Below are 18543 nucleotides of genomic sequence, written 5' to 3' on the forward strand. Positions count from 1 at the left end.
ATTCTATCATCTAATTATAAGGGCTGTCTACCGCAAGGTAGACAGCCCTTTATATAATAAGTAAAGTGGGATTATTTATCTTCAAAAGTCCAATCGCCACGCACTTTAAGCACTTGTTCTATAATATCGCGCACAGCTCCCTGTCCGCCTTCAAGATGCGAAATGTAATCGGATACGGCTCTTACTTCGGGCACGGCATCTACGGGGCAAATAGCCAATCCTGCTCGTTTCATTGGGGGGATATCGGGCATATCGTCACCCATATAAAGTATTTGTTCTCTTTTAAGATGTTTCTCCTTTTGGTATTTCAGAAAGGTTTCGAGCTTTTGGTGACGGAGCATAAAGATATCTTTTACACCGAGGTTTTCGAAGCGTTTTTGTACGCCTACGTTACCTCCTCCTGTAATGATACATATGTTGTACCCTTTGGCGATAGCTGTTTTTACCGCAAATCCGTCCTTCATATTCATACTGCGCAATAGGTCGCCGTCGTTATTTACAAACACTTGAGTATTGGTAAATACGCCATCAACATCAAAAATAAAAGTTGTGATGTTCTTTAAACGTTCTTTATAGTTCTTTCTTTCCATAGGTGTTTATTATTGATTTTGTAATTATATTGTATATTTTTCGTTCATAACCTGCAAGCAAAGCCAAATGGTTAGCAATAGTTTGAGTGTCGCCACGTCGTGCAGGTCCTGTTTGTGCTTCGAGGGCGGGCATTGTTTGGAGTTTTTTGAAAGTATTTTTTAGCAAAGGTTCTAATATTTCAAAAGGAATGGCGTGTGCCTCGCATATTCTTTGACTGATAGCCACCAAATGATTGGTGAAATTATTAACGAAAACAGCCGATAGGTGCAGTATACTGCGTTGGTAGCTACTGAGCGGATACACTTTTGTAGAAAGCTTTTGGGCTAATGGGTATAGAAATTTTTCCATATCCTCAGTATGTTCAGCCTCTAAACAAAAAGGAATGCTTGAAAAATTGACCTGAGTGCTTTTTGAAAAGGATTGTAAAGGGTAAAACACGCCACGTCGGTTTTTGGGTGAGAGTACCTCCATAGGGGTATTGCCAGAGGTGTGCACAACCAATTGCCCTTCGAAAGGAAGAGAGGCTGAAACTTCACTAATAGCTTCGTCTTTCACGGCTATAATACATATATCGGTGGGTCGCAAGTCGGTAAGGCTGTGAATTTTATCTACCTGAAAATCACTAAACTCAGGACTGAACTCACTGCGGTTATACAATTGCCGAAGGTGCACCTCAGGGAGCTGATAGAGGGCTTTGGTGAGGTGATAAGCCACATTGCCTCCTCCTATGATACTAATATTAATAGCCATATTGACTGCAAAAAAAATGTTAAAAATTGCTTTTTCGCGAATATTCTTCAAAAAAAGACAAGGTTCTGTTTTTTCACCTCAAAAATACAAAAGGTTGATAATCAATGAATGTTTTTAGTTCTTATCTTTTACTTTACCTCTACTTTACTCGAACCTAAGACGAAGGTAAGACGAACCTAAGACGAACCTAAGGCGAAGGAAAGAGGGTATTAAGCTGAATATCAAACGGAAAAAAGCTGTTTTTAGTTTATTGAGAAAAAAATGTTAAAATTGCGTTTTTGGCGAAAAAAACGCAAAAAATAAATATCATATATTCAGTAAGGGCACAAAGGTAGGAAAATAAAAGCAAATGACAAATTTTATAGAAAAAGTATATAGATTCATTTATTTTGTATATATTTGCAAAAAAATAGGGCTCATTGTATTATCTGCTGGGCAGATATGAATGGAATAAAATACTTCTTTTGTTGATTTTCAACGAATAAGAAGATTAAGTATTAGTTAGATTGCCAATTGTAAAAAACGGATTGTCAATGAATTTATTTAGAAGATTATTTAAAAGAAATGATATAAAAAGTGAAGATGAAGCACGCAAGTTAAATGAACAGCTTCCTGCTGATGAGCAATTTGCGATGAATTTTACTAAAAATGGCGGAAAGTTTATTTATTGCACTACCGAAATACAGGTGCAAGAGGTTTTTCGGCATATACTGAAAGAGTTGGGCGTATATGTGAAGATGAGTAGTAATGCTTCTCACACTATTAAGACGATGTTTGAAGAACACACGCCATTGTTTACTGCTGATATCGAAACTTCGAACGTGTATTTGACGGATTGTGAGTATCTTATCACTACTTTGGGCGGGATTATGCTCTCTTCGCATCAGTTGAGGCATAAGAATATCAATGAATTACCTGAAATATTCATTGTCTTTGCCAAAACGAGTCAGATGGTGAGAGATATTCCCGAAGGAATGAGAGGTATAAAGAACAAATACCCGCAACAATTTCCTACGGGGCTCATTACACTACAAAGTTTTACTGATGACCCTGAGGAGAAAACTATCAACCATTACGGCACGAGTTCTAAGAGGACGTACCTGATACTCTTAGAAGATTTACCTATTGATAAATAATAATTTATGAACGAACTCTTCAAAAGAACCATTACAGGCTTTATTTATGTTTTTCTATTGCTATCGGCGATTATGCTCAATGCTGATGCTTTTGACTTCTTGTTCTTATCCTTTGGTATTATTTGTTTATTTGAGTTTAAAAGGCTTATCAGATTAAAGGAATTGCATATATTTTTGCTTTTTTTGTTGGTTTGGTGGCTGTTTATTCACTTAAAAACTTATCCTTTCTCGGTTTATATACTGCTTTTGGCTACTTTGCTTACTAATATATACCTCACGATGATGCTTTTCAACGAAAAAACGCCTATCCGCAAGCAAAGTAACAATACTAAACTGCTTATTAGCCTACTGTATATAGGAGGAGGTTGTATATTTATGCCTCTGATTTACAAATATGAGAATAATCCGAATCCTAATTATTTTTATCAGAATATATTCAACAACGAGTCGCAAATTACGATGATAGGACTGTTGTGTATTATATGGGCGAGTGATAGTTTTGCGTATCTTACAGGCAAAGCCTTTGGCAAACACAAGCTCTTTGAGCGCATTTCGCCTAAGAAAACTATTGAGGGTTTTGTGGGCGGACTCATAGGGGCGATGCTTATCGCTACGGCTATTTCGTATTACAGTGGCAGACCACTATGGCAATGGCTTATATTGGCAGTGATTTTGGTAGTTACCGGTGCGGTAGGCGACCTGGTAGAGTCTAGCTTTAAACGAACTGCTAAGGTAAAGGACAGCGGGACGATACTGCCAGGACACGGAGGTTTACTCGACCGCCTGGATAGCCTTATTTTTGCCTCGCCTTTTGCGTACTTAACGCTACTAATTTTTGACCTTTTTTAAAGGTAAGAGGTAAAAGGTAAAAGGTAAAAAAACAGAGGCGGATACAAATTTAAATAAAAAATAGAGAACTTGAAGTTTGTTATGTGAGTAGGAAAAAAGAAGAAAAGAAGAAAAGAATTTGAAAACTACTAATAAAAGACCAACAAAATGAGTAAAAGCATTGTAAGAGAAAAATCGAAAGATTTTGCAGTGAGGATTGTGCATTTATATCAATACTTGAAAGAAACGAAGAAAGAGTTTGTTATGTCCAAACAATTGTTGAGATCAGGGACAAGTGTTGGAGCAAACTTATCAGAACAAGAATTTGCTATTTCAGATGCTGATTATTTAAGTAAAACTAGTATTGCACTGAAAGAAGGAGCAGAGACAATTTATTGGTTAGAACTTTTGTTTAAAACAGAGTATTTAACAGAAAAAGAATATAATACAATTAATAATGATTGTAAAGAAATTGTAAGTATGCTTGTACAATCAGTTAAAACAAATAAAGAAAGACTCAATAGAGTTTAAGTTTTTACTTTTTATCTAAATAAGATGAAATTCTATAAATATCAAGGAACAGGGAATGATTTTGTGATGATAGACAATCGCAAAGGGGTATTTCCTAAAAATAACGAAACGCTTGTGGCACAATTGTGTCATAGGCGTTTTGGCATTGGAGCCGATGGATTAATATTGCTTGAGAACGACCCGCAGTATGATTTCCGTATGGTGTATTACAATTCTGACGGGCGTGAAAGTACGATGTGTGGCAATGGCGGGCGCTGTGTGGTGGCTTTTGCAAAACAATTGGGTATTATAGAACACGAAACACTATTTATAGCTGTAGATGGGGAACATCGTGCTACGATTGAAGGCGATAGCTACGTGCGCTTGCAAATGAAAAATGTAACTGAGGTAGAAGAACACAAAGGCTACGTATTCTTAAATACAGGGTCGCCTCACCACGTGCAGTGGGTGGAAGAGGTAGAAACCGTAGACGTGAAAAATGAAGGAGCTACTATACGCTATGGAGAACTTTATGCTGATAAAGGCGGTAGTAACGTGAATTTTGTGAGCAAAGGAGAGAAAGGCTTTAAAGTACGCACCTATGAGCGCGGAGTGGAAGATGAAACTTACTCTTGCGGTACAGGGGTTACAGCTGTAGCGATTGCTCTTTATCACATAGGAGAAACTGATGCACAACAGATTACCCTGCACACTCGAGGAGGTGACTTGCAAGTGGCTTTCGATAGGGTAGGAGAGGGGTATGAGAATATCTATTTGAGTGGTAGCACTCAATTTGTGTTTGAAGGAACGATAGACGAGTTAAAAGGTAAAGAATGATAAAGTTAAGAGCGTTAGAACCTGAGGATATAGATTTCTTGTATCAGTTAGAAAACGAAGAAACCTTGTGGGAGGTGAGCGACACCCAATTGCCTTTTGCCAAGCATTTGCTACAAGATTATATACGGAATGCCCAACAGGATATTTACGAAGCCAAGCAGTACCGCTATGTGATATCGCTTGACGAAGGAACGCCTATGGGCTGTATAGATTTATACGATTTTAGTCCGAAGCACCGTAGAGCAGCTGTGGGGATAGCTCTTTTGCCCGTCTATCGAGGGAAAGGTTATGCCAAAAAAGCCTTGCAACAGTTGATGGCTTATGCGCAACAATACTTAGACTTACACCAACTGATTGCTTATATCCCTGCGGATAATGAGGTGAGTATACGCCTTTTTGAGGGAGTAGGATTTAGTTGCAGTGGTGTACAAAAAGACTGGCTTTACAGTCAAGGAGTTTATAAAGATATGTTATTATACCAAAATATTTTCAGATAAGTCATAAAATGATACGAGATATTATCACTTATTTAGAGACTATTAACCCTATACTTGCTGCCTTATATGCTACCATTTTTACGTGGAGTGTAACAGCTTTGGGGGCTACAGTGGTATTCTTTTTTAAGAAAGAAAACAAGACCGTGTTAGATGGTATGTTAGGCTTTACAGGAGGGGTGATGCTGGCAGCCAGTGTGTGGAGTTTGATAATACCCTCAATTAATATGACGGGAGGTGAAGGTTTTATAAAGGTTCTTCCTGCTACGGTAGGGATATTTATGGGAGCACTTTTTCTTTACATATTAGATAAGTTATTACCACACTTTCACGCCAACTTCAAACAAACAGAAGGCATTAAAACCGATTGGCAAAAAACTACTTTGCTTATTTTAGCTATCACCTTGCACAACATTCCCGAAGGATTGGCGGTAGGGGTACTCTTTGGAGGAGTAGCCGCTGGTATTCCCGAAGCTTCTATTGCCGGAGCAGTAACTCTTGCCATTGGTATTGGGCTACAGAACTTTCCTGAAGGAATAGCCGTAGCGATGCCACTCAGACGTATGGGGGTGAGCAGGTGTAAGAGCTTTTTTTATGGGCAGCTTTCGGCTATTGTAGAGCCCATAGCAGGAGTATTGGGTGCCTTTGCAGTACTCTTTTTTACCCCGATACTTCCTTATGCCCTTGCTTTTGCGGCAGGAGCTATGATTTATGTGGTCATAGAAGAGGTAATACCTGAAGCCCAGCAAAATGAGAACACCGATGTTTCTACCATAGGCTTTTTAATAGGTTTTGTAGTGATGATGGCAATGGACGTGGTATTGGGCTAACAAATATTTCTTTACAGATGTTTGTGTGATACTGAAAAAAAGCATATATTTGCCCAGAAATAGAAGCAATGAGAAGAGTATTAAACATTAAATAATTTTAATATGCAAAGAGACATTGATATTTTTGAACTAATTGAAGACGAAAGAGAGCGCCAAGAGTTGGGGATTGAGCTCATCGCCTCCGAAAACTTTGTAAGCGACCAAGTAATGGAAGCCGCAGGGTCTGTACTTACTAACAAATACGCCGAAGGTTATCCCGGCAAGCGTTACTATGGTGGTTGTGAAGTGATTGACGAAATCGAACAAATAGCTATTGATCGCGCTAAAGCGCTTTTTGGTGCTAAATATGCCAATGTACAACCTCATAGCGGTTCGCAAGCTAATGCGGCAGTTTATGCTACTTGTCTTAAACCAGGTGATAAAATTCTCGGCTTTGACCTCTCACACGGTGGACACCTTACCCACGGCTCACCTGTGAATTTCTCAGGTAGGTTGTATGAGCCCGTATTTTATGGGGTAGAAAAGGAAACAGGAAGACTCAATTACAACAATATATTAGAAATAGCGGAACAAGAGCGCCCTAAAATGATAGTAGCAGGAGCTTCGGCGTATTCTCGTGATATCGATTTTAAATGCTTTAGGGAAATAGCCGATAAGGTAGGTGCTATTCTCTTTGCTGATATTGCACACCCTGCGGGGCTTATAGCCAAAGGACTCTTGAACGACCCTATCCCGTATTGTCATATTGTAACTACTACTACTCATAAAACACTGCGAGGGCCTCGAGGAGGACTTATCTTGATGGGTAAAGATTTTGAGAACCCTTTTGGTATAAAGACTCCTAAGGGAGAAGTGCGAATGATGTCGTCACTTATAGACAGTGCGGTATTCCCAGGTAACCAAGGAGGTCCTTTGGAACATATCATCGCAGCAAAAGCGGTTGCCTTTGGCGAAGCTCTTTCTGATGATTTTCTCTATTACGCTATACAAGTGCAAAAGAATGCGCGTAAATTAGCATCTGTACTTTTAGCAAAAGGTTATGATATCATCTCTAAGGGAACTGACAATCACTTAATGCTTATTGATTTGCGTAATAAAGATGTAAGCGGTAAAGAAGCAGAAGAAGCCCTTGGTAAAGCAGATATTACTGTGAACAAGAATATGGTGCCTTTTGATACTCGCTCGCCTTTTATAACCAGTGGTATTAGGGTAGGAGTATCAGCAATCACTACTCGTGGACTGAAAGAAGCTGATATGGAACGTATTGCCGACTTTATAGACCGTGCGATTACTAATCGAGATAATGACGAAGTGCTTGAAGAAATAGCAGAAGAAGTGAACAAGTTTATGGAAGATAGACCTTTGTTTGCATATTAGTAAATTAAAGGCTACTTATATAAAAAGTATAAACATAGGCTCTTACTAAGTTTTTAGGATTTAGTAGGAGCTTTTTTGTTGCAATACTTCGTAGACTGTAGGCGATACCCATATCTGCACCTTCAACCGGAACTAATGGTGCTAACAATGTGATTGACGTATTGCAAAACGATACTTCCCCGGAAAGTCTAAAAAGTCCAACTACTTTACTCACTTGCCTATCGTGCTACGACCTCTGGCAAAGATGATTATTGGTATTTTTGATATTACTGGTGGTAAGTTAAAAAAGTTAGTTGCTAATTGTGAATTATGAATTATTTATTATCTTTGCACCATCAAATTTGTTATAAAAGATAAAAACAACAAAGCAACGATGGAATCATCACAAGATGAAATGTCCTTTTTAGACCATTTGGAAGCCTTGCGCTGGCACTTGATACGTGCTATTATAGCTGTTTTAGCAGTGGGTGTGGTAGCGTTTGTGTGTAAGGATTTTATTTTCCAAATCATCTTTGCTCCTAAGAATGGCGATTTCTTTACTTACAGAATGTTCTGTAAGATAGGTCATCTTTTTGGATTTGAAAGTGCTTTTTGTGCCGAACAATTGCCTTTTACGATTCAAAGCCGTACAATGGCAGGGCAGTTTTCAGCTCATATCTGGACGTCTATTTGGACAGGAGTGATTCTCGCATTTCCTTATGTACTTTATGAAGTGTGGAAATTCATCAGTCCAGCACTCTATGAAAACGAACGCAAGCTGGCTCGTGGCTTTATTCTCATTGCTTCTTTGCTGTTTTTTATAGGAGTTTTGTTTGGCTATTATCTTATTACTCCACTATCAGTGAATTTCTTAGGGTCTTATTCAGTAAGTCCCGAAGTGAGAAACCAAATAGATTTAAACTCTTATATTTCGGTAGTACGCTCATCAGTCATTTCGTGTGGCATTATTTTTGAGCTACCTATTGTTGTTTATTTTCTTACCAAATTAGGAGTGATAACACCTGCTTTTATGCGAAAATATCGCCGGCACGCAGTCATTGTAGTGCTTATCATTGCAGCAATTATTACCCCTCCTGATGTAGTAAGCCAAATTATCGTGTCGATACCGATAATGCTCTTATACGAAATAAGTATTTTTATTTCAGCTTACGTTTTAAAAAAGAACAAAACAAGGTAATTTAATATTTTTAATGGATTGTAATACCTACTTACAGCACCTACCCAACGTGAAAACGTTGAAACAGCTTTGCAAAGGCGAAGCCGTATTAGATTGGATTATTTGTGGTCACGAGTTTGAAGTTTATCATACCTACTACAAAGTAAATGAAGAAGAATACGAAGGCTATGAAGCCCAATGGGGGCACGGCTTTGAAGATGAAGACGGTTCGTCGCTGTCGTTTTATTTTATTGATAAAGCCTGCTTAATCGTTCCCTCTTCGAGCGCCGAAGATAGCAAAGGGGGCGATAATCACGATTTCGAGAAGCGTATCCCGAAAGTGTTCTTGCCGTACTATCGTAAAAACTTTTCAGAAAGTGATATTCCTTTCGTGATATACTCTTTAGATGGCGAAACGTGGCAATGTGTAGAGAACTTCCCTGTGGAAGAACATATCGATAAGTTTGAGTATATTTCTACTGACCCTATGAAATACAAAGAATGGGCAGTAGAATATTTGGGCGACGAAGGCTTCTTGCAAGAAGTAATGAGCGAACAAACCATTACCGACCTTTACGAAGGGAAAGTGCTTACCGAAGAGATGGTGTACAGTATCGTAACCGAAGTGCACGATTGGGTAGATTTAGAAACAGAACTCAACGAAATGCCTTATCGCTTTTCGTTTTAAGATTATATGAAATTAGTAGTAAATAACATCATCAAAATATACAAAGGAAGAAAAGTAGTAAAAGGCGTTTCGCTGGAAGTAAACCAAGGCGAAATCGTAGGACTCTTGGGACCTAACGGAGCAGGAAAAACGACTTCCTTTTATATGATAGTGGGACTCATCAAGCCCAACGGTGGTACTATTTTTTTGGATAATACCGAAATTACCAGTTATCCGATGTACAAACGTGCTCAAAGCGGTATTGGATATTTGGCACAAGAGGCTTCGGTATTTAGAAAGCTGAGTATTGAGGACAATATCAAAAGTGTCCTACAACTCACCAAACTCTCTAAGGCAGAACAACAACGCAAAACCGATGAGCTGATAGAAGAGTTTGGCTTAGGACATATTCGTAAAAATCGTGGAGACTTGCTTTCAGGGGGAGAACGTCGTCGTACAGAAATTGCACGTGCTTTGGCTACCAGTCCGAAGTTTATCTTGCTCGACGAGCCTTTTGCAGGGGTAGACCCTATAGCGGTGGAAGATATCCAACGCATTGTAGCACAGCTCAAAGACAAGAATATAGGTATTCTCATCACCGACCACAATGTACAGGAAACACTAGCCATTACCGACCGCACTTATTTGATGTTCGAGGGAGGAATCCTCAAATCAGGGGTGCCTGAAGAATTGGCAGCTGATGAGATGGTAAGAAAAGTATACCTTGGAAGAAACTTTGAATTGAGACGCAAGAAAATATTAGAAGATTAGCCAATTAACAATAAAAAGAAATAACTAAAAACTATAATATAATGAAAAATTTAGTAGACCGTTTTATTAAGTATATAAAAATAGACTCTCAGTCCAACCCTGAGAGCGAAACAACTCCTAGCACCGAAAAACAATGGAATATGGCAAACCTATTGGTAGAAGAATTGAAAGCTATTGGTTTGCAAGACGTAACTGTAGATGAAAACGCCTACGTGATGGCTACGTTGCCATCGAATGTAGATTACCCAGTGCCTACCATTGGTTTTATTTCTCACTTCGATACATCACCTGACTTCTCTGGTGAAAACGTAAATCCACAGTTTATAGAAAATTATGATGGGGGAGATATCGTCCTCAACAAAGAACAAAACATAGTGTTATCACCTTCTTATTTTGAGGATTTGTTGCTCTATAAAGGCAATACCATTATCACAACCGATGGTACTACCCTTTTAGGAGCTGACGATAAGGCGGGGATTGCCGAAATCGTAACCGCTATGGAATACCTTGTGCAACACCCCGAAATCAAACACGGCAAAATACGCGTAGGCTTTACCCCTGATGAGGAAATAGGACGTGGAGCACATAAATTCGATGTGAAAAAATTCGCTGCCGACTGGGCTTATACAATGGACGGCGGACAAATAGGCGAACTTGAATATGAGAGTTTCAATGCAGCTGGGGCTAAAATTCACTTCAAAGGAAAGAACGTGCATCCTGGTACTGCCAAAAACAAAATGATAAACTCAATGCTCGTAGCTACTCAGTTTATCAATGCACTACCAGCCGATGAGATTCCAGCGCGCACCGAAGGTCGCGAAGGGTTCTACCACATTACCGATATTTCTGGAGATGTAGAAAATACGGTAGTACAGCTTATCATCCGCGACCACGACCGCGACCTTTTCAACAAACGCAAAGCCGTAGTACAGCAAATTGTAGACGACCTTAACAAGCAAATTCCTAATGTGGCAGTGGCCGAAATAAAAGACCAATACTACAATATGGGTGAAAAAATCAAACCTGTGATGCATATTGTGGAAGTAGCCGAACGTGCGATGAAAGAATTAGGTATTACTCCTATTACCAAACCTATCCGCGGTGGTACCGATGGTTCTCAACTTAGCTTTATGGGATTGCCTTGCCCTAATATCTTTGCAGGCGGACATAATTTCCACGGTAAATACGAATTTGTACCTGTAGAAAACCTCGAAAAAGCTACCGAAGTGATTATTCGCATTGCTGAATTAGTAGCAAAAAAATAATATAATTAGCCGATTTATCAATTAGCCAATGTGTTAATTGACAAATTGGCTAATTTGCTAATTTTTCATTAACCATTAATAATTAAAAAAATGCCTACAATATCACATAGAGCGCAAATATTGCCTCAGTCACCCATTAGAAAACTGACCCCTTACGCTGAAAAAGCAGCTAAGGAAGGGAAGACTATTTATCACCTCAATATCGGTCAGCCTGACATTAAAACCCCTGAAATAGCCGTACAAGCCGTAAAAGATTTTACCCCTAAGGTATTGGAATATACCAAAAGTGAGGGAATCGATTCTCTTAGAGAAAAGGTGGTGGAATACTACAAAAAACACGATATTAGGGTCAATAGCAATGATATTATCATCACTTGTGGAGGTTCTGAAGCTCTTACTTATGTAATTGCTACTGTTGCCAATGCCGATGATGAAATTATCATTCCAGAACCTTACTATGCGAACTATATTAGCTTTTCAGAAGCCTTTGATGCAGTGTGTGTGCCTATCACTTCTTCTTTTGATGATAACTTTGCCTTACCTCCTATAGAAGAGTTTGAGAAAAAGATAACTCCTAAAACCAAAGCTTTTCTCATTTGTAACCCCGGAAATCCTACAGGCTATTTGTATTCTAAAGAAGAAATCTTGCAATTGGCAGCAATAGCTAAAAAATACGATATTTTCCTTATTTTCGATGAGGTATACCGAGAGTTCGTGTACGATGGTGCTACCCATTATTCCATTATGCAAGTAGAAGGCATTGAACAAAATGCTATAATGATAGATTCGGTATCTAAACGTTTCAGTATGTGTGGAGCGCGCATCGGGTGGGTAGTCTCTAAGAATAAGGACGTGATGATGTCTGTTTTGAAGTTCGCTCAAGCCCGCTTGTCTCCTCCTACTTATTCACAAATAGGAGCCGAACGCGCTTTTGATGTACCCGAAACTTATTTTGAAGAGGTATTAAAGGAATATACTCAGCGTAGGAACGTGCTCATTGAAGAACTCCGAAAAGTAGAAGGTGTACGTGTATCGATGCCTAAGGGGGCTTTCTATTGTATAGCCGAATTGCCTGTAGAAAATGCAGAAGACTTCTGTATATGGCTTTTAGGCCATTTTTCAGTAAATAACGAAACGGTAATGTTAGCCCCTGCTGAAGGTTTTTATGCTACCGAAGGTTTAGGGTGCAACCAAGTGCGTATAGCTTATGTGCTCGAGAAGGAGAAGATAGTAAAAGCCATTCACATATTAGGTGAAGCTTTAAAGGAATACAACAAACATTAAGATTTAATGAAGATTTTATAAAACTAACTTTTAACACCTATTTTCTAATTCCTAATAAACTAAATAGTTATATTTTTTAGTGTTAAAAAAACACATAAAATTATTGCTATATCAAAAATATTTTGTACTTTTGAGGCGGAAAATTAAAAACAGACAATGTCAGTAAAAAAAATAGCAGTATTAACATCAGGAGGAGACGCTCCTGGTATGAACGCCGCCATTCGTTCAGTGGTACGTACTTGTGCATATCACAACATCGAAGTGGTAGGTGTATATCGTGGCTATCAGGGAATGATAGAAGGCGATTTCGAACCAATGAACGCTCGTAGCGTTCGCGATATTATCAACAGAGGGGGTACTATTTTAAAATCAGCCCGCTCTAAAGACTTTAGAACTCCTGAAGGGCGCAAAGTAGCCTATGAAAAATTAAAAGCAGCAGGAGTAGATTCTTTAGTAGTAATAGGAGGTGACGGCTCTTTTACCGGAGCACTCTTGTTCAACAAAGAATTTGGCTTCCCCGTAATGGGAATCCCTGGTACCATCGATAATGACATTTATGGTACTGATTTTACTTTAGGCTATGATACAGCTCTCAACACTGTAATTGAGGCTATCGACAAAATTAGAGATACAGCAAGCTCTCACAACCGCTTGTTCTTCATCGAAGTAATGGGGCGTGACGCAGGACACATCGCTCTCAACTCTGGAGTAGGAGCAGGAGCTGAAGAGATCTTGATCCCAGAAGAGAATATAGGACTTAAAAAACTACTTGAATCTTTGGAAAAAAGTCGTATGACTGGTAAAACTTCTAGCTTGGTAGTGGTTGCTGAAGGCGATAAAATAGGTAAAAACGTATTCGAACTTAAAGAATACGTAGAACAACATCACCCCGATTACGATGTGCGTGTATCTGTATTAGGGCATATGCAACGTGGAGGTGCTCCTTCTTGCTTCGACCGTGTATTGGCAAGCCGTATGGGGGTAAAAGCAGTAGAATCACTCCTTGAAGGAAAATCTAACTATATGGTAGGAATCCGCAATAATAAAATGGAACTCACTCCGCTTGAAAAAGCTATCAAAGGCAGTTCTAAAATAGATACGGAACTCCTCCGTGTAGCCGAAATAATGGCAACTTAGTAACGTAACAAACTTAAAATTAAATAACGAATAAATTAAATTTAACAGAATTATGTCAGTAAAAATTGGAATTAACGGTTTCGGACGTATTGGTCGTCTCGTATTCCGTGCTGCTTATGAAAGAGCCGACGTAGAAATCGTTGGTATTAACGATCTTTTGGATGTAGATTACATCGCTTACCTTTTGAAATACGATTCAGTTCACGGAACTTTTAAAGGTGATGTGAAAGTAGAAAATGGTCACTTAGTAGTAGATGGCAAAAAAGTGCGTATCACTGCTGAAAAAGACCCTAACAACCTTAAATGGAACGAAGTACACGCCGATGTAGTTGCTGAATGTACTGGTATCTTCACTACCTTAGAAAAAGCACAAGCTCACATCAATGCAGGGGCTAAAAAAGTAGTTATTTCTGCTCCATCAGCTGATGCTCCTATGTTTGTAATGGGTGTGAACCACAAATCAGTAAAACCTACTGATACTATCGTGTCTAACGCTTCTTGTACAACTAACTGCTTGGCGCCTATCGCTAAAGTATTGAACGATAACTTCGGTATCGAAGAAGCCCTAATGACTACAGTTCACGCTACAACTGCTACTCAGTTAACAGTAGACGGTCCTTCTAAAAAAGATTGGAGAGGTGGACGTTCAGCTCTTTGCAACATCATTCCTTCAACCACAGGTGCTGCTAAAGCTGTAGGTAAAGTAATTCCTGAACTCAACGGTAAACTTACTGGTATGGCATTCCGTGTGCCTACTGCCGATGTTTCAGTTGTTGATTTGACTTTCCGTACTAAAAAATCAACTACTTTAGAGGAAATCAACGCTGCTATGAAAAAAGCATCTGAAGGTGAATTGAAAGGTATCCTTGGATACACTGAAGATTTGGTTGTTTCTCAAGACTTCGTAGGTTGCAAAAATACATCTATTTTCGATGCTAAAGCTGGTATCGGCTTGAGTGCTAACTTCTTCAAAGTAGTTTCTTGGTACGATAATGAAACTGGTTATTCAAACAAATTAGTAGATTTAGCACAACACGTTGCTAAATTGTAATTCTTAAAGAAAGAAGGTGAGTTGCCTATGGGCATACTCACCTTTTTTAATAGTATTAAAAACAACTTAATAAAACCGAAACGATATGATTTTAATTGTAGACAGTGGTGCTACTAAGGCGGATTGGACTGCCTTAAATAGCAAAGGTGAAAAAATATTTTTTACGCAAACTTTAGGGTTGAACCCCGAAGTACTTACAGAAGAAATTCTTGTAGAGCGTATTACCACCAATTATCAATTGTTTGAAAATAGAAATTCAGTATCCGAAATTTATTTCTATGGTGCTGGTTGTGGTACTGAACGCATTCGTTACTTTGTAGAACGCAGTTTGGCAACTATCTTCAAAAATGCTAAAATAGATGTGAAAGAAGATACTTATGCAGCTGTGTTTGCCACTACAGCCCCTACTGATAAAGCTATTGTATGTATCTTAGGTACAGGTGCTAACTGCTCTTATTGGAATGGTAAAGAATTATACCAAGCAGTAGATTCATTAGGCTATATTTTGATGGACGAATCGAGTGGGAACTTTTATGGTAAACGATTGATTATCGACTATTACTTCAAGAAAATGCCATCAGACCTTGTACAAAAATTTGAAAACCAATATGAATTGGGCTCAGATGTGATTAAAAATCATTTGTACAAGATGCCAAATCCTAACAGTTACTTGGCTACTTTTGCGAAATTTGTAGTAGAAAATAAGAATCACGAATATTGCCGTGAGATGGTGAGAAAAGGTATGCAACTATTTGTAGACCACTGGATTTCTCAGTATGAAGACCGTTACGAAGTGCCTATCAACTTTGTAGGTAGTATTGCTTTCTTCCTCCAAGATATTTTGGAAGAAATATTGACAGAAAACAACCTTAAATTGGGTACAGTGCTAAGAAAACCAATTGATGGTTTGGTTGCTTTCCACGTAAACAAATTCTTTTAATAACGAATAAAAGATAAAATAAAAAAGACACTCACTATTGTGGGTGTCTTTTTTATTTTAGAACAGTCCGTAGAGGAGAGCATCTATTTTATTGATGATTTCACCTAAATCTTCAGGGTTGTTTACGAAATCAATGTTGTCTACTTCTATAATGAGTAGTTTCCCCTTGTCGTAACTTTTTATCCACTGTTCGTATCGCTGGTTGAGGCGGTTGAGATAGTCTATCGAGATTGTATTTTCGTAATCTCGACCGCGCTTTTGTATTTGGTTTACTAAGTTGGGTACTGAGCTTCTGAGGTAAATCAGTAGGTCTGGTGGGAGAACAAGGCGCTCCATCAGAGCGAATAGTGACTTGTAATTATCGAAATCACGAGAGCTCATCAGTCCCATTTCGTGTAAGTTAGGGGCAAAGATGTGAGCATCTTCGTAAATAGTGCGGTCTTGAATGATGTTATTTCCTTTCTCTCTAAAATCCAAAATCTGTCGGAAGCGACTGTTTAGAAAGTATATTTGTAAATTAAAACTCCAGCGCTCCATTTGGTGATAAAAATCATCTAAATAAGGGTTATCTACCACATCTTCGAAATGGGCTTCCCATTGGTAGTGTTTGGCTAATAGAGAGGTAAGGGTAGTTTTTCCAGCTCCTATATTTCCTGCAATTGCTATGTGCATTTTTAATTAGTTTTTTCAGCTTCCTCACGTAGACATTTAATCATAGAGGTGTTCTTGATTTCTTGTATTACGAAAGAGCTTTGAATGTTAGAGATAATTTCTAATTTAGATATTTTGTGTACTACAAATCTCTGATAATCCTCCATATCGTTGAGCATAACTTTTAGCAGAAAGTCGTAGCCTCCTGCCATATACGAGGCTTCTAACACTTCATCTAAAGTGCTTATATATTTTTCGAACTCATTAAATAATTCGGCACTATGCTTAAGAAGTTTTACTTGACAATAAGCTACCAATTTTTTTCCGAGAGCTTTAGGATTGGCTACCGCTACATATCTTTGAATTATTCCTAGTGATTCTAATCGTTTGATACGTTCGTGAACTGGAGTGATTGATAGGCTTACTTTTTCGGATAATTTTTTAATAGATTGTTTGCTATCTTGTTGTAATTCATCTAAAAGTGCTAAATCAATACGGTCTAATGCATACATACTTTTATAAATTTATTGGGGGTAAAATTAGAAAATATTTTTGATATAGCAGGGGAAAAGACAAAATATTTTTTCTGTTTTTTTATAAAAGGCTCATAATCATTATTATTTTTAGATGAATAATTGGGTTGCAAAAGGCTAAAACTATAGAAATATTTTCTGAGTAAAGTATATTTTACAGAATAGGTTATTTTCAATAATGGTTTGTATTGTCTTTAAATTGATTATCAATTGAATCAGCTTTGCCAAAGTGTGTGTCGCAAAAAGGACACATTAGAGTTTTTGGAAAGACACAGAATCATCGAAGGGAAACGAAGAATATCAAAAGATGATTGGAGGGGTTTTTGGTGAAAAAAGGGTGTAAGGAGGGTGAGGTTAGCTTATAGAGAGCTTATAGGAAGCTTATACGAATCTTGGACGATTGGTATAGAAAGGGTATATAAGTAATTGATTCATACTGTAATACAGCAAGACTAAAAATGCTAAAAACGGGGTTTCGAGGCGAAAGTAATGGAAAGGTAAAATGAGAATAGAGCGATGGTTTGGTAATTGCCGACAACCCCAATGAGGGTGAATTGTAGCAATGAAAATATAAGATTTTACATTTAATTTTGCTCATTTCGTTTAATTATTGTAGCTTTGCCACTGCTATTAAAACAATATTACATTTAAGATGAACGAAATAGACTACAAATTTGTACATAAAGATTTTAGAATCAATGGATTTCCTATAGATAGAGAACGACTTATTATCTTGGCGGTAGCCTACGTGAAAGATGGTTTGCCTTACCGCAAATCGGTGGGGAGGTTTCTTTTGGATTGGCTTGACGACAGGGATTATATAGAAGCGACAACCTCTGGTTCTACTGGCATTCCTAAGCAAATTCACCTTAAGAAACAAGGTATGGTTAATTCGGCTTTGGCTACGGGTGAATACCTTAATCTTTCACCTAAGAATCGTGCTTTGTTGTGTTTGCCAGCTGACTTTATTGCAGGTAAGATGATGCTTATTCGCGCCATTATTTTAGGTTTACACCTTGATATTATTCGCCCTTCGTCTATGCCTTTATCGCTTACCAGTAAGGATTATGATTTTTGTGCAATGATACCTTTGCAAGCGGCGAAATCTCTTACTGATTTACCTCGTGTGAAGAAGGTAATATTAGGAGGAGCTTCTATTGATGGAGAATTAGAGGCTAAATTGCAGAATATTCCCACAGAAGTGTATTCGTCTTACGGAATGACTGAAACTATTTCGCATATTGCGATGCGCAGGGTAAATCACACGATGGAGCACGAAACTACCTATAAAGCAATGCCTAATGTTACGTTTACCCAAGACGACCGCAATTGTTTGGTAATAAATGCACCTTTGATTGCTGACCACCCTGTGATTACTAATGATATTGTAAATCTCATATCGCATAGTGAATTTGAGTGGTTAGGGCGTTTTGACAATATTATCAATTCGGGAGGCTTTAAAGTCTTTCCAGAAAGTGTAGAGCACAAGATTAAGAAGTACATCAAAGGTGATTACTTTATTACTAAAGAACCTGATGATGAATTAGGACAACGAGCAGTGCTTTACGTACAGGGTGAGGAGAAGGATTACCCTACTTTGGCACACGATATTTATATGGATAAAGATATACTGAAATACGAAGTGCCTCGCCAAATCTATTTCGTTCCTAAGTTTGTGTATACCGATAATCAAAAGCTAAGAAGGGACGAAACGGTTAAGAAATACAAGAAATAA

20 protein-coding genes are annotated in these 18543 nt (G+C 38.3%); 16 read left to right on the top strand and 4 right to left on the bottom strand.

Going from position 1 to position 18543, the window contains the following annotated elements; all coding sequences use genetic code 11:
- Positions 1 to 71 precede the first annotated feature (71 nt).
- Positions 72 to 590 carry a KdsC family phosphatase gene (locus tag HW279_RS07580; protein WP_009421968.1) on the bottom strand — a complete coding sequence of 173 codons (519 nt, stop codon included), beginning with the start codon at positions 588 to 590 and terminating at the stop codon, positions 72 to 74.
- Positions 571 to 1341, bottom strand: a complete 771-nt coding sequence (locus HW279_RS07585) for a Rossmann-like and DUF2520 domain-containing protein (protein ID WP_178958533.1) — start codon at positions 1339 to 1341, stop codon at positions 571 to 573. Before HW279_RS07585 ends, HW279_RS07580 begins: the two co-directional genes overlap by 20 nt.
- 533 nt (positions 1342 to 1874) lie before the next feature.
- Here HW279_RS07585 and HW279_RS07590 point away from each other — a divergent pair.
- The 15 genes from HW279_RS07590 (at position 1875) to HW279_RS07660 (ending at position 15624) form a co-directional block, all read left to right on the top strand.
- Entirely contained in the window at positions 1875 to 2477 is a 603-nt protein-coding gene (locus HW279_RS07590; RefSeq protein ID WP_178958534.1) for an LUD domain-containing protein, read from the top strand.
- A gap of 6 nt (positions 2478 to 2483) precedes the next feature.
- Entirely contained in the window at positions 2484 to 3326 is an 843-nt protein-coding gene (locus tag HW279_RS07595; RefSeq protein ID WP_178958535.1) for a phosphatidate cytidylyltransferase, read from the top strand.
- Positions 3327 to 3473: 147 nt separating this feature from the next.
- Positions 3474 to 3836 (top strand): four helix bundle protein, encoded by a 363-nt coding sequence (locus HW279_RS07600; RefSeq protein WP_178958536.1) that lies wholly within the window; start codon positions 3474 to 3476, stop codon positions 3834 to 3836.
- A gap of 24 nt (positions 3837 to 3860) precedes the next feature.
- Positions 3861 to 4652 carry a diaminopimelate epimerase gene (gene dapF / locus HW279_RS07605; RefSeq protein ID WP_178958537.1) on the top strand — a complete coding sequence of 264 codons (792 nt, stop codon included), beginning with the start codon at positions 3861 to 3863 and terminating at the stop codon, positions 4650 to 4652.
- Positions 4649 to 5149: a GNAT family N-acetyltransferase gene (locus HW279_RS07610; protein ID WP_178958538.1), complete on the top strand. Its 501-nt coding sequence runs from the start codon at positions 4649 to 4651 to the stop codon at positions 5147 to 5149. Before dapF ends, HW279_RS07610 begins: the two co-directional genes overlap by 4 nt.
- 8 nt (positions 5150 to 5157) lie before the next feature.
- Positions 5158 to 5976 (top strand): ZIP family metal transporter, encoded by an 819-nt coding sequence (locus HW279_RS07615; RefSeq protein ID WP_178958539.1) that lies wholly within the window; start codon positions 5158 to 5160, stop codon positions 5974 to 5976.
- A gap of 102 nt (positions 5977 to 6078) precedes the next feature.
- Positions 6079 to 7353 (top strand): serine hydroxymethyltransferase, encoded by a 1275-nt coding sequence (gene glyA, locus HW279_RS07620; RefSeq protein ID WP_178958540.1) that lies wholly within the window; start codon positions 6079 to 6081, stop codon positions 7351 to 7353.
- Between the two features lie 373 nt (positions 7354 to 7726).
- Complete coding sequence (gene tatC / locus HW279_RS07625) at positions 7727 to 8530, top strand: twin-arginine translocase subunit TatC (RefSeq protein WP_178958541.1); 804 nt, start codon at positions 7727 to 7729, stop codon at positions 8528 to 8530.
- A 13-nt stretch (positions 8531 to 8543) separates the two neighbouring features.
- Entirely contained in the window at positions 8544 to 9197 is a 654-nt protein-coding gene (locus HW279_RS07630; protein WP_009410049.1) for a hypothetical protein, read from the top strand.
- Positions 9198 to 9203: 6 nt separating this feature from the next.
- Positions 9204 to 9947 (top strand): LPS export ABC transporter ATP-binding protein, encoded by a 744-nt coding sequence (lptB, locus tag HW279_RS07635; RefSeq protein ID WP_009410048.1) that lies wholly within the window; start codon positions 9204 to 9206, stop codon positions 9945 to 9947.
- 41 nt (positions 9948 to 9988) lie between these two features.
- The gene (pepT, locus tag HW279_RS07640; RefSeq protein ID WP_178958542.1) at positions 9989 to 11212 is read left to right on the top strand and encodes a peptidase T; all 1224 of its coding nucleotides are present in this window, start codon (positions 9989 to 9991) and stop codon (positions 11210 to 11212) included.
- 90 nt (positions 11213 to 11302) lie between these two features.
- On the top strand, positions 11303 to 12496 hold the full coding sequence (locus HW279_RS07645; protein WP_178958543.1) for a pyridoxal phosphate-dependent aminotransferase: 1194 nt from the start codon (positions 11303 to 11305) through the stop codon (positions 12494 to 12496).
- Between the two features lie 156 nt (positions 12497 to 12652).
- Positions 12653 to 13633 carry a 6-phosphofructokinase gene (gene pfkA, locus HW279_RS07650; protein WP_009412376.1) on the top strand — a complete coding sequence of 327 codons (981 nt, stop codon included), beginning with the start codon at positions 12653 to 12655 and terminating at the stop codon, positions 13631 to 13633.
- A 52-nt stretch (positions 13634 to 13685) separates the two neighbouring features.
- Positions 13686 to 14684, top strand: coding sequence for a type I glyceraldehyde-3-phosphate dehydrogenase (gene gap, locus HW279_RS07655; RefSeq protein WP_009421957.1), 999 nt, complete (start codon positions 13686 to 13688; stop codon positions 14682 to 14684).
- 85 nt (positions 14685 to 14769) lie between these two features.
- Positions 14770 to 15624, top strand: a complete 855-nt coding sequence (locus tag HW279_RS07660; RefSeq protein ID WP_009419361.1) for a hypothetical protein — start codon at positions 14770 to 14772, stop codon at positions 15622 to 15624.
- A 57-nt stretch (positions 15625 to 15681) separates the two neighbouring features.
- Here HW279_RS07660 and HW279_RS07665 read toward each other — a convergent pair whose 3' ends face one another.
- Entirely contained in the window at positions 15682 to 16296 is a 615-nt protein-coding gene (locus HW279_RS07665) for a deoxynucleoside kinase (RefSeq protein WP_002671237.1), read from the bottom strand.
- Positions 16297 to 16298: 2 nt separating this feature from the next.
- Positions 16299 to 16787, bottom strand: coding sequence for an Lrp/AsnC family transcriptional regulator (locus HW279_RS07670; protein WP_002671239.1), 489 nt, complete (start codon positions 16785 to 16787; stop codon positions 16299 to 16301).
- Positions 16788 to 17460: 673 nt separating this feature from the next.
- On the opposite strand from HW279_RS07670, the gene HW279_RS07675 reads away from it, so the two are divergent.
- Positions 17461 to 18543 (top strand): AMP-binding protein, encoded by a 1083-nt coding sequence (locus tag HW279_RS07675; protein ID WP_002671241.1) that lies wholly within the window; start codon positions 17461 to 17463, stop codon positions 18541 to 18543.

The sequence above is a fragment of the Capnocytophaga sp. oral taxon 903 genome (assembly GCF_013394785.1).
Taxonomy (GTDB): domain Bacteria; phylum Bacteroidota; class Bacteroidia; order Flavobacteriales; family Flavobacteriaceae; genus Capnocytophaga; species Capnocytophaga ochracea.

Bases quoted from the DNA above. Each gene is read 5' to 3' on its own strand.
- HW279_RS07580 (WP_009421968.1), bottom strand. From the start codon at position 590: ATGGAAAGAAAGAACTATAAAGAACGTTTAAAGAACATCACAACTTTT.
- HW279_RS07585 (WP_178958533.1), bottom strand. From the start codon at position 1,341: ATGGCTATTAATATTAGTATCATAGGAGGAGGCAATGTGGCTTATCAC.
- HW279_RS07590 (WP_178958534.1), top strand. From the start codon at position 1,875: ATGAATTTATTTAGAAGATTATTTAAAAGAAATGATATAAAAAGTGAA.
- HW279_RS07595 (WP_178958535.1), top strand. From the start codon at position 2,484: ATGAACGAACTCTTCAAAAGAACCATTACAGGCTTTATTTATGTTTTT.
- HW279_RS07600 (WP_178958536.1), top strand. From the start codon at position 3,474: ATGAGTAAAAGCATTGTAAGAGAAAAATCGAAAGATTTTGCAGTGAGG.
- dapF (WP_178958537.1), top strand. From the start codon at position 3,861: ATGAAATTCTATAAATATCAAGGAACAGGGAATGATTTTGTGATGATA.
- HW279_RS07610 (WP_178958538.1), top strand. From the start codon at position 4,649: ATGATAAAGTTAAGAGCGTTAGAACCTGAGGATATAGATTTCTTGTAT.
- HW279_RS07615 (WP_178958539.1), top strand. From the start codon at position 5,158: ATGATACGAGATATTATCACTTATTTAGAGACTATTAACCCTATACTT.
- glyA (WP_178958540.1), top strand. From the start codon at position 6,079: ATGCAAAGAGACATTGATATTTTTGAACTAATTGAAGACGAAAGAGAG.
- tatC (WP_178958541.1), top strand. From the start codon at position 7,727: ATGGAATCATCACAAGATGAAATGTCCTTTTTAGACCATTTGGAAGCC.
- HW279_RS07630 (WP_009410049.1), top strand. From the start codon at position 8,544: ATGGATTGTAATACCTACTTACAGCACCTACCCAACGTGAAAACGTTG.
- lptB (WP_009410048.1), top strand. From the start codon at position 9,204: ATGAAATTAGTAGTAAATAACATCATCAAAATATACAAAGGAAGAAAA.
- pepT (WP_178958542.1), top strand. From the start codon at position 9,989: ATGAAAAATTTAGTAGACCGTTTTATTAAGTATATAAAAATAGACTCT.
- HW279_RS07645 (WP_178958543.1), top strand. From the start codon at position 11,303: ATGCCTACAATATCACATAGAGCGCAAATATTGCCTCAGTCACCCATT.
- pfkA (WP_009412376.1), top strand. From the start codon at position 12,653: ATGTCAGTAAAAAAAATAGCAGTATTAACATCAGGAGGAGACGCTCCT.
- gap (WP_009421957.1), top strand. From the start codon at position 13,686: ATGTCAGTAAAAATTGGAATTAACGGTTTCGGACGTATTGGTCGTCTC.
- HW279_RS07660 (WP_009419361.1), top strand. From the start codon at position 14,770: ATGATTTTAATTGTAGACAGTGGTGCTACTAAGGCGGATTGGACTGCC.
- HW279_RS07665 (WP_002671237.1), bottom strand. From the start codon at position 16,296: ATGCACATAGCAATTGCAGGAAATATAGGAGCTGGAAAAACTACCCTT.
- HW279_RS07670 (WP_002671239.1), bottom strand. From the start codon at position 16,787: ATGTATGCATTAGACCGTATTGATTTAGCACTTTTAGATGAATTACAA.
- HW279_RS07675 (WP_002671241.1), top strand. From the start codon at position 17,461: ATGAACGAAATAGACTACAAATTTGTACATAAAGATTTTAGAATCAAT.